We start from the raw sequence: 3,246 nt of genomic DNA, 5'->3' as shown, positions 1-3,246 counted from the left end.
TCCAGCAGCAGTATGGTAAATCTAAAGAAGAAGCAGAGCGTGAAGTTGATGAGTTTGAAAAAACTCACTAATCGCTAACTTCTAAAAAAACCGCCATTTTGGCGGTTTTTTTGTTTAAGCTGTAGGTTATTTAGTTACGCTTTTAGCTGGTTACCAATCGGTAACTGCCTAATACGCTTTCCGCACGCTGCAAAAATAGCATTACATAATGCTGGCGCATAAACTGGTGTAGACGGCTCGCCTACCCCTGCTGGAGGTGCGTCACTTTGTACAATTTCAACGTCAACTTCAAGTGGTGAGTCGCTCATACGCGGTACGCGATAATCATGAAAGTTACTTTGCTGCACGCGGCCTTTATCAAAGGTAATACCATCGCTGATTGCAGTTGTAATCCCGTAAATAGAACCACCTTGAGTTTGGTTTTTAACGGTGTCAGTGTTTACAACCGTACCCGCATCAATGGCAACCCACGATTTAATTACTTTTAAATCGCCAGCATCCGACACTTCTACTTCAACTACCGTAGCTACGTAAGTTAAAAAGCTTCTGTGTGCTGCTATGCCTAAACCTCGCCCTTTAGGAAGTTCTCGACCCCATTTACTCATGTCAGCTACTTTTTCAATAACATGGCGCAGTCTGCCAATATCTAAAGGGTAAACCTCTTTATCGCCACCGTAATTATCGTATGTGGCATTTTGCTCAGTTACATCAACAATGCGACTCGGACCTATGGTGTCTAGTAAATAGTCTTTTTGGTCGCGACCGGCTTTGTGCGCTGCTTCGCCAATAAATGACTGAATAGCAAAGGCATGAAAAATATTTGATACAGAGCGCATCCAACCAATTCGTGCTTTGGCAGGCGCATCACCATTTTCTAACTTCATGTTAGGTGTGTTAATAGGGTTATCGGTAAACCCTAAGCGCAGTTCAAAGCTCCCTGGCGTAGTCGCCCCTTCTGAAAAGGTAGAGGTAATTGGTGAAAACGCGGTGCGGTGTAAATAAGATTCTATAGCGCCATTTTTATCTAGCGATGCTTCAATATGCTGAGCCGAAACCGCATGGTAAAAACCATGTTGTATGTCATCTTCACGCGTCCATTGCACACGAATAGGTTTGCCTACTTTCATTGAAAGGTAAGCTGCTTCTGCTGAAAAGTCAGGTTTTGACTTACGCCCAAAGCCGCCTCCTAACATGGTAACGTGAACATTAATTTTGCTCTCATCCATGCCAAGCATGGCAGCCACTGTTTTCATATCGGCTTGTGGATTTTGCGTAGCAGCCCATATATCAACACTGTCTTTGTTGTACATAGCTGTTGCACACGGCGGCTCCATTGGTGCTTGAGCAAGATGCGGTGCGTAATAATCAGCTACGAGTTTATTGCTCGATTTAGCCAACACGCCCATGGCATCGCCTTTATCACGTATGTTTGCCTGTGGAGTTTGTACTGTTTGTAATAATGACTTTTTAAATTTTTCTGAATTGTAATCGCCATTTTTGCCATCATCCCACACGACTTTTAATGCTTTACGCCCTTGCCATGCAGCCCATGTGTTTTTAGCTATAATCGCAATGCCACCTTTTGGCTGAAACTGCGGCGCGCCTTTTGGTGCAGGAATTTCAATAACATCTATAACGCCGTTTATCGCTTTTGTAGCACTGGCATCAAACGACTTAACAACACCGCCTACTACCGGCGGGCGTTCAATTATAGCCACCAGCGCTTGTGGTTCGCGTACATCGGCTGCAAATATTGCTTTACCTGTTACTAAATCGGCTAAATCTATGTGCGCCATGCCAGTATTAATGTAGCGCCATTCTTTGCGTGTTTTAAGTGTTAGTTTGTCAGCTTCTGGTGGCGTTATTGTAAGCGCTAAGTCGATTAAATCTTTATAAGTAAGCGATTTACCTGAGCTGTGTGTAACAACGTGTTGATTGGCTGTACAGGTCTGCGGGTCAACTTTCCAATACTTAGCGGCAGCGTGCTGCATCATGTAACGCACACTTGCGCCCATTTCACGTAGGCGCTGCATGTTGTAGCGAATACTGCGCGAGCCATCGGTATTTTGATCGCCGTATTTAGGGTCGCCCTTACCCTGAATAACAATAACCTTATCCCACGCGGCTTCCATTTCATCGGCAACTATTTGTGCAATCGCGGTGCGAATTTGCTGACCCATTTCAGAGCGATGGCAGGTTATTTCAACCATGCCGTCTGGGCGCAGTGCAATAAATAAGTTTGCGCGCTTTGCTTGCTCAGATGGCTGCTCTAACACACCCGCAAATGCTCTTGGCGCACTGCCTACAAAATAAGTACCGAGTACTAACGCACCTATCGCACTGGTTTTTAAAAACTTACGGCGGTTTAAATCAAAGTATTTGTTATCTTGGTTCATACTTCTTCCCCTTGTTCATTTGGGTCAAAATATTGAACACTCGCCATTGTTTTAGCGGCTGATTTAATTGCTTTATGAATACGCGGGTATGTACCACAACGGCAAATATTTCCCGACATATTACTTACTATTTCATCGTCAGTTGGGGTTGGGTTTGCTGCTAATAAACTCGCAGCTTGCATCATTTGGCCGCACTGGCAAAAACCACACTGCGGTACTTTATGCTCAACCCATGCTTGTTGCACTGGATGGTCGCCCTGCTCGCTTAGCCCTTCAATTGTCGTAATTGAACGCCCTGCTGCTGCCGCTACAGGCAATACACACGAGCGCTGAGCTACCCCATCAATATGCACGGTACACGCACCGCACTGTGCCATACCACAGCCAAATTTAGGCCCAGTTAAATTCAATTCATCTCGGAGGTACCATAATACTGGCGTTGACGGATCGCCAGAAAACTCATGTTTATTACCATTAATGGTAAGCGTGATCATACTAAACTCCTTGGCAAAGCGCTTTACAGGAGGGTTCCTTGTTGCGCGAGAACTATTTTTAATTACTTACTATTTTATACTTACTACTTTTAGCCTACCACTTAGATCTGTTTTATAAAAATACTAATTATTAGAACGTTTAAACCACATTGAAAATATTAACGTCTGATTATTAGTATTATGACTAGGCCCTGCTGACCTTTTAGATTGAAACTCACTCAATCTAGGGGAGATTTAATCGCGGCGGGAGGTTTGTAAACAACAAAGCGTAAATTGCCCCTATGCAGAACCCTTGGGCATTGCATGTTAAACCTCGAAAGATAAACAGCCCTAAATAAAAGTTTAAAAAGACTATT

The 3,246-nt window shown here is 43.9% G+C and carries 2 protein-coding genes; both read right to left on the bottom strand.

Features of this window, described 5'->3' with window-relative positions; translation table 11 throughout:
• Window positions 1-134 precede the first annotated feature (134 nt).
• Entirely contained in the window at window positions 135-2,396 is a 2,262-nt protein-coding gene (locus H5072_RS15290) for a xanthine dehydrogenase family protein molybdopterin-binding subunit (protein WP_182694005.1), read from the bottom strand.
• Window positions 2,393-2,890: a (2Fe-2S)-binding protein gene (locus H5072_RS15285; protein WP_007376163.1), complete on the bottom strand. Its 498-nt coding sequence runs from the start codon at window positions 2,888-2,890 to the stop codon at window positions 2,393-2,395. Before H5072_RS15285 ends, H5072_RS15290 begins: the two co-directional genes overlap by 4 nt.
• Window positions 2,891-3,246 lie beyond the last annotated feature (356 nt).

The organism is Pseudoalteromonas sp. SR45-5 (assembly GCF_014163565.1).
GTDB classification, from domain to species: Bacteria; Pseudomonadota; Gammaproteobacteria; order Enterobacterales; family Alteromonadaceae; genus Pseudoalteromonas; species Pseudoalteromonas distincta.
Note: the sequence above shows the minus strand (reverse complement) of the source record. Positions and strands in the feature narration are given on the sequence as shown.

What these genes read in the sequence shown, in the direction of transcription:
- H5072_RS15290 (WP_182694005.1), bottom strand. Translation starts at nt 2,396, where the DNA reads ATGAACCAAGATAACAAATACTTTGATTTAAACCGCCGTAAGTTTTTA.
- H5072_RS15285 (WP_007376163.1), bottom strand. Translation starts at nt 2,890, where the DNA reads ATGATCACGCTTACCATTAATGGTAATAAACATGAGTTTTCTGGCGAT.